This is a genomic window from Pseudomonas defluvii, from assembly GCF_001695625.1.
Lineage (GTDB): Bacteria > Pseudomonadota > Gammaproteobacteria > Pseudomonadales > Pseudomonadaceae > Aquipseudomonas > Aquipseudomonas defluvii.
The window spans coordinates 66,820-74,094 of record NZ_MBPN01000014.1 but is presented as its reverse complement, the minus strand read 5'-3'; the positions used below and the strand labels follow the sequence as shown (position 1 = coordinate 74,094).

General features: G+C 58.6%; 5 protein-coding genes. 2 read left to right on the top strand and 3 right to left on the bottom strand.

What is annotated here, in order from left to right:
- Positions 1-96 precede the first annotated feature (96 nt).
- Both clpA and clpS read right to left on the bottom strand, forming a co-directional pair.
- The gene (clpA, locus tag EKA13_RS06340) at positions 97-2,367 is read right to left on the bottom strand and encodes an ATP-dependent Clp protease ATP-binding subunit ClpA (RefSeq protein WP_065758553.1); all 2,271 of its coding nucleotides are present in this window, start codon (positions 2,365-2,367) and stop codon (positions 97-99) included.
- A 30-nt stretch (positions 2,368-2,397) separates the two neighbouring features.
- Positions 2,398-2,760 (bottom strand): ATP-dependent Clp protease adapter ClpS, encoded by a 363-nt coding sequence (gene clpS, locus EKA13_RS06335; RefSeq protein ID WP_065758552.1) that lies wholly within the window; start codon positions 2,758-2,760, stop codon positions 2,398-2,400.
- Positions 2,761-2,984: 224 nt separating this feature from the next.
- Between clpS and cspD the strand changes: the two genes are divergently transcribed.
- On the top strand, positions 2,985-3,239 hold the full coding sequence (gene cspD / locus EKA13_RS06330) for a cold shock domain-containing protein CspD (protein WP_065758551.1): 255 nt from the start codon (positions 2,985-2,987) through the stop codon (positions 3,237-3,239).
- 73 nt (positions 3,240-3,312) lie between these two features.
- On the opposite strand, the gene icd is transcribed toward cspD, so the two are convergent.
- A complete protein-coding gene (gene icd / locus EKA13_RS06325) occupies positions 3,313-4,569 on the bottom strand; it encodes an NADP-dependent isocitrate dehydrogenase (RefSeq protein WP_065758550.1) in 1,257 nt (418 codons plus the stop codon).
- Between the two features lie 412 nt (positions 4,570-4,981).
- Between icd and EKA13_RS06320 the strand changes: the two genes are divergently transcribed.
- The gene (locus EKA13_RS06320) at positions 4,982-7,207 is read left to right on the top strand and encodes an NADP-dependent isocitrate dehydrogenase (protein ID WP_065758549.1); all 2,226 of its coding nucleotides are present in this window, start codon (positions 4,982-4,984) and stop codon (positions 7,205-7,207) included.
- The last annotated feature ends 68 nt before the right edge of the window (positions 7,208-7,275 follow it).

Sequence of the window (7,275 nt, the reverse complement as noted above, 5' to 3'; positions counted from 1 at the left end):
GCGTTTTCGTTTGTCTCAATGAAACCATGGAGAACCCACACGCACCATCGCCGGCAAGGCCGACTCCCGCAGGAGCCGGGCTGCCGATGACGGCTATCAGGCCATTTCAGCCGTTGTCTCGAACTCGAACACCAACTCGCCATCACGCATGTCGACGTGCACTACGCCACCATGCTCGGCCAGCTCACCAAACAGGATCTCTTCAGCCAATGGCCGCTTGATCTTGTCCTGAATCAGCCGCGCCATTGGCCGCGCACCCATCTGCGCATCATAGCCACCCGCTGCCAGCCAGCTACGCGCCGCATCGGAAACCTCCAACAGCACGCGCTTGTCTTCGAGTTGCGCCTGCAGTTCGGTGAGGAACTTGTCGACCACACTCTTGATGGTTTCGTGGCTCAGACGACCAAACTGAATGATGGTGTCCAGGCGGTTACGGAACTCCGGCGTGAAGCTCTTCTTGATGACTTCCATCGCATCGGAGGAGTGATCCTGCTGCGTAAAGCCAATCGAGGCTCGCGCAGCCGTCTCGGCACCCGCGTTGGTGGTCATGATGACAATCACGTTGCGGAAGTCCGCCTTGCGCCCGTTGTTGTCGGTCAGCGTGCCATGGTCCATCACCTGCAGCAGCAGGTTGAAGACTTCCGGATGCGCCTTCTCGATTTCATCAAGCAGCAGCACGCAGTGCGGCTGCTTGGTGATTGCCTCGGTCAGCAAACCACCCTGATCGAAACCGACATAACCGGGTGGCGCACCAATCAGGCGCGACACGGTATGCCGCTCCATGTACTCGGACATGTCAAAGCGCACCAGCTCGACACCCAGCGCCTTGGCCAGCTGTCGCGCCGCCTCGGTCTTGCCGACACCTGTAGGGCCGGCAAAGAGGAACGAGCCAACCGGCTTGTCCGGCGACTTCAGGCCAGCCCGCGACAGCTTGATTGCGGTGGCCAGCGAATCGATGGCAGCGTCTTGACCGAACACGGTCAGCTTCAGGTCACGCTCCAGGTTACGCAGCAGTTCCTTGTCGGAGCTGGTGACGTGTTTTGGTGGGATCCGCGCGATCTTGGCAACAATATCCTCGACCTGAGGTACATCGATACGCTTGACTCGCGACTCTACCGGCTGCAGGCGCTGATAGGCGCCCGCCTCGTCAATGACGTCGATGGCCTTGTCAGGCATATGCCGGTCATTGATGTAGCGTGCTGCCAGCTCGGCAGCGGCACGCAGGGCTTCATCGCTGTACTCGATGTTGTGATGCGATTCGAAACGCCCCTTGAGCCCACGCAGGATACCAACGGTGTCTTCCACCGATGGCTCACTGACATCGACCTTCTGGAAGCGCCGCGCCAAGGCACGGTCTTTCTCGAAGATGCCACGAAACTCCTGGAACGTGGTCGAGCCAATGCAGCGGATATCCCCCGAGGACAGCAAGGGCTTGAGCAGATTGGACGCATCCATCACGCCGCCCGATGCCGCACCGGCACCGATAATGGTGTGGATCTCGTCGATGAACAGAATCGCCTGCGGCCGTTTACGCAGCTCATTGAGCAGCGCCTTGAAGCGCTTCTCGAAATCACCACGGTACTTGGTACCGGCCAACAGCGCGCCCAGGTCCAGCGAATAGACCACGCTATGCGACAGCAGATCCGGCACCTGGCCATCAACGATACGCTTGGCCAGGCCTTCGGCAATGGCCGTCTTGCCCACGCCCGCTTCACCGACCAGCAGCGGATTGTTCTTGCGCCGACGGGCAAGGATCTGCGCCACGCGCTCAACCTCGGCCTCACGCCCTACCAATGGGTCGATACGGCCCTGGCGTGCCTGCTCGTTGAGGTTGCTGGCATAGGCGTCCAGCGGGTTGCTCGAGGAAGAGGTTTCGCCCCCCTCCTCATCCTGCATGTCCTGATCGTTTTCGGAATGCTCGCCGTGCCCTGGCACCTTGGAGATGCCATGGGCGATGTAGTTGACCACGTCGATACGGGCCACACTTTGCTGCTTCAGCAGAAACACCGCCTGGCTTTCCTGCTCGCTAAAGATCGCCACCAGCACATTGGCACCGGTCACTTCACGCTTGCCCGAGCTCTGTACATGGAATACTGCACGCTGCAACACGCGCTGGAAGCCCAGGGTTGGCTGGGTTTCGCGATCCTCATCGTGCACCGGGATCAATGGCGTGGTGGAGTCGATGAACTCCTGCAGGTCGTGTTTGAGTTTATCGAGGTTCGCACCACAGGCCCGCAGAACGGTGGCGGCTGCCTCATTATCCAATAGTGCCAGCAGAAGGTGCTCGACGGTCATGAACTCATGACGCTTCGAACGGGCCTCCTTGAAGGCCAGATTGAGGGTGACTTCGAGCTCGCGGTTTAACATAGCTTCACCTCATACCCAACTGGTCGGCGATTAACCGTCCTTCTCGATTTCACAGAGTAGCGGATGCTGGCTTTCCCTGGCGTATTGGTTGACCTGCATGGCCTTGGTTTCGGCGATGTCACGGGTAAACAATCCGCACACTGCCCGTCCTTCTGTATGGACGGCCAGCATGACCTTGGTCGCCAACTCGCGGTTCAGGTTAAAGAACATTTCGAGCACTTCGACGACAAAATCCATCGGGGTGTAGTCATCATTGAACAAAACCACCTTGTACATCGGCGGTGCCTGCAGCGCTGGCTTGGCTTCCTGCACCGCCAGCCCGGACCCATCGTCCTCATGCGATTGCGGGTGATCCTGATTGAATGTTAGTCGAATCTGGCTATGTGCATGCATGGAAAGAATTTCATCATTTCGACACGTTAAGGTTGTGAGTTGACCGCCGGGTCGACGCCTGAACGACCGTCGCACTGCCTTGACTATCAGCAAAACGGTGTTACAACCAATAAGAACCCACCGTGGTCAACAAGGTCCGCGCAGTCAACCAGAGTTCGCAGGTTAATCAGCGGATTGAGTGGATGATACTCCAGTGATGGAGTCCTTTGCAGAGGGATATGAGGATGGCAAGCGGTAAAGTCAAGTGGTTCAACAATGCCAAGGGCTATGGCTTCATCAACGAGGAGGGCAAGACCGAAGACCTGTTCGCCCACTACTCGGCCATTGAGATGGACGGCTACAAGACGCTGAAAGCCGGACAAACCGTTGCCTTCGACATCATCCAGGGTCCCAAGGGCTTGCACGCCGTGAAAATCAGGGCAGCCGCAAAGACGGAAACCGCAGCCCCCACCCCCGCCTCGACCACCACACTCGCCTGACACACCTTGTTTTTGAATCGCCCATAAAAAACCGGCCAATCCGCGAGGACTGGCCGGTTTTTTTGTACCGCCCTTACATGTGCTTGATCAGTGCCTCACCGAAACCGGAACTCGACACCAGCGTAGCGCCGTCCATCAGGCGCTCGAAGTCGTAGGTCACCGTCTTGGCAGCAATAGCACCGTTGGTGCCCTTGATGATCAGGTCAGCTGCCTCGGTCCAGCCCAGGTGACGGAGCATCATTTCAGCGGAGAGGATCACCGAACCCGGGTTGACCTGGTTCTTGCCGGCGTATTTCGGCGCAGTACCGTGGGTAGCTTCGAACATGGCCACGGTGTCGGACAGATTGGCGCCCGGCGCAATACCGATACCGCCCACCTCGGCCGCCAGCGCGTCGGACAGGTAGTCACCGTTGAGGTTAAGGGTAGCGATGACATCGTACTCGGCTGGACGCAGCAGGATCTGCTGGAGCATGGCGTCGGCAATGGCATCCTTGACCACGACCTTGCGGCCGGTTTTCGGGTTTGTGAACTGCATCCACGGGCCACCGTCGAGCAGCTCGGCGCCAAACTCGTTCTTGGCGACTTCGTAGCCCCAGTCCTTGAAGGCACCTTCGGTGAACTTCATGATATTGCCCTTGTGCACCAGGGTCAGCGACTCGCGGTCGTTGTCCACGACGTACTGCAGGGCCTTGCGCACCAGACGCTGGGTGCCTTGCTTGGAAACCGGCTTGATACCAATACCGCAATCCTGATCGAAACGGATCTTGGTAACGCCCATTTCTTCCTTCAGGAACTTGATGACCTTGTTCGCCTCAGGCGAACCCGCCTTCCACTCGATACCGGCATAGATGTCTTCGGAGTTCTCACGGAAGATCACCATATCGACATCGCCGGGCTTCTTGACCGGGCTTGGAACGCCTTCGAACCACACCACCGGACGCAGGCAGACATACAGGTCCAGTTGCTGACGCAGGGCCACGTTCAGGGAACGGATACCACCACCGACCGGAGTGGTCAGCGGGCCCTTGATGGAGACGACGTAATCCCTGACCGCATCCAGGGTTTCCTGAGGCAGCCAGGTATCCTGGTCATACACCTGGGTAGCTTTCTCGCCGGCATAGACTTCCATCCAGGAGATCTTGCGCTTGCCACCATAGGCTTTCTCTACGGCAGCATCGACAACCTTGATCATGACCGGGCTGACGTCGACGCCAATGCCGTCACCTTCAATGAACGGGATGATCGGGTTGTCTGGAACATTGAGAGAATGGTCTGCGTTGACGGTGATTTTGTCGCCGACTGCCGGAACCTTGATTTTCTGGTATCCCATGCTGCACTCCGTTTTTTTGGTGTGGTTCGTCATCATGCATTACCCAGAGCCTAACCCAGTTGACGGATAACGGAAACCTCGTACACCAATCCGTCATAAAGCGCCAAAATCTCTACATCTTTCGTCTATAAGTGACCAACCGACCACTACGTCTTGGTGATTAAGACCAAGGGTTTGGTATACTCCGCCGGTGACCAAAGGGTCACTGGGGGTAACCGGCCTGAAATGAGACCCGCGCCCCGACAAGACTGAGCTGTTACCGCAGCCCAGCCGTTTGACACTCGACTGATGCATCACCATCAACGCCCAGAACCCTCGACCTTCTGCTTATGGATGTGTCCAGGCGAAGCGCATTACCCTGCGCACCTCGAGATTCTGTGCACGCTCAGCAAAACAGAGAGTTAACCCGAATATGCCCACCCGATCCAAGATCATCTACACCTTCACCGACGAAGCCCCCGCCCTCGCCACCTACTCACTGCTGCCCATCGTCGAAGCCTTCACTGCTACCGCCGACATCGCGGTAGAAACCCGGGACATCTCTCTCGCCGGCCGCATCCTTTCTGCCTTCCCTGAACAGCTCGGCGCCGACAAGCAAGTGGCCGACCACCTGGCAGAACTGGGCAAACTGGCAACCACGCCAGAAGCCAACATCATCAAGTTGCCGAACATCAGCGCCTCGGTTCCACAACTGAAAGCCGCGATCAAGGAACTGCAAGCCAAAGGTTTCAACATTCCGGACTACCCGGAAACCCCGGCCACTGACGCCGAGAAAGAAACCCGTGCACGCTACGACCGCATCAAGGGCAGCGCCGTAAACCCGGTACTGCGCGAAGGCAACTCCGACCGCCGCGCACCGCTGTCGGTCAAGAACTATGCCCGCAAGCACCCGCACAAAATGGGCGCCTGGGCTGCAGACTCCAAGTCCCACGTTGCCCACATGAGCAACGGCGACTTCTACGGCAGCGAAAAAGCCGCGCTGATCGAAGCCGATGACAGCCTGCGCATCGAACTGCTGGACAAGAACGGCAACACCACCGTTCTGAAAGAGAAAACCTCGGTCAAGGCCGGCGAAATCATCGACTGCTCGGTCATGAGCCGCAAGGCACTGCGCAGCTTCATCGCCGCTGAAATCGAAGATGCCAAGGCCAAGGGCGTACTGCTGTCGGTTCACCTGAAGGCGACCATGATGAAGGTCTCCGACCCGATCATGTTCGGCCAGATCGTTGCCGAGTACTACCAGGACGCGCTGAACAAGCACGCTGACGTACTGGAGCAGATCGGCTTCAACCTGAACAACGGTATCGGCGACCTTTACGCCCGTATCAAGGCCCTGCCTGCTGACAAGCAAGCCGAAATCGAAGCCGACATCCAGGCCGTCTACGCCGTTCGCCCGGCGCTGGCCATGGTCAACTCCGACAAGGGCATCACCAACCTGCACGTACCAAGCGACGTGATCGTCGACGCTTCGATGCCGGCCATGATCCGTGACTCGGGCAAGATGTGGAACGCCGAAGGCCAGCTGCAAGACACCAAGGCCGTCATCCCGGATCGTTGCTACGCCACCATCTACCAGGCCGTTATCGAAGACTGCAAGAAACACGGCGCCTTCGACCCAACGACCATGGGCAGCGTACCGAACGTTGGCCTGATGGCACAGAAAGCCGAAGAGTACGGCTCTCACGACAAGACCTTCCAGCTCGCTGCCGACGGTGTTGTTCGCGTTGTAGACAGCAAAGGCAACCTGGTGCTGCAGCAGGACGTCGAAGCTGGCGATATCTTCCGCATGTGCCAAGCCAAAGACGCCCCGATCCAGGACTGGGTCAAACTGGCCGTCAACCGTGCTCGCGCCAGCAACACCCCAGCCATTTTCTGGCTCGACCCACAACGCGCCCATGACGGCGTGATGATCGAGAAAGTCCAGAAGTACCTGAAAGACCACGACACCACCGGCCTGGACATTCGTGTCCTGTCGCCAGTCGAGGCCATGAAGGTATCTCTGGAGCGTATCCGTGCAGGCAAGGACACCATCTCGGTGACCGGCAACGTACTGCGCGACTACCTGACCGACCTGTTCCCGATCATGGAGCTGGGCACCAGCGCCAAGATGCTGTCGATCGTTCCGCTGATGAACAACGGCGGCCTGTTCGAAACCGGCGCCGGCGGTTCGGCACCGAAGCACGTACAGCAACTGGTCGAAGAGAACTTCCTGCGCTGGGACTCGCTGGGTGAATTCCTGGCCCTGGCCGCTTCTCTGGAACACCTGAGCAACGCCTACGCCAACCCGAAAGCCAAGGTCCTGGCCAACACCCTGGACCAGGCAACCGGCAAGTTCCTGGACGACAACAAGTCGCCAGCGCGCAAGGTTGGTGGCATCGACAACCGCGGCAGCCACTTCTACCTGACCCTGTTCTGGGCCCAGGCACTGGCTGCACAAAACGACGACGCCGCACTGCAAGCACGCTTTGCCCCACTGGCCAAGGCACTGACCGAGAACGAAGCGACCATCGTCGCCGAGCTCAACGCTGTCCAGGGCAAGCCAGCCGAAATCGGTGGTTACTACTACCCTGATGCCGAGCTGACCAGCAAAGTGATGCGCCCAAGCCAAACCTTCAACAGCGCGATTTCTGCCCTGTAAGGTTCGCTTGATGTAACACCAGAAACCCCGGCCACGCACCGGGGTTTCTGCTTTTCTGCAGAGGCGTG

What these genes read in the sequence shown, in the direction of transcription:
- EKA13_RS06320 (WP_065758549.1), top strand. Translation starts at nt 4,982, where the DNA reads ATGCCCACCCGATCCAAGATCATCTACACCTTCACCGACGAAGCCCCC.
- cspD (WP_065758551.1), top strand. Translation starts at nt 2,985, where the DNA reads ATGGCAAGCGGTAAAGTCAAGTGGTTCAACAATGCCAAGGGCTATGGC.
- icd (WP_065758550.1), bottom strand. Translation starts at nt 4,569, where the DNA reads ATGGGATACCAGAAAATCAAGGTTCCGGCAGTCGGCGACAAAATCACC.
- clpA (WP_065758553.1), bottom strand. Translation starts at nt 2,367, where the DNA reads ATGTTAAACCGCGAGCTCGAAGTCACCCTCAATCTGGCCTTCAAGGAG.
- clpS (WP_065758552.1), bottom strand. Translation starts at nt 2,760, where the DNA reads ATGCATGCACATAGCCAGATTCGACTAACATTCAATCAGGATCACCCG.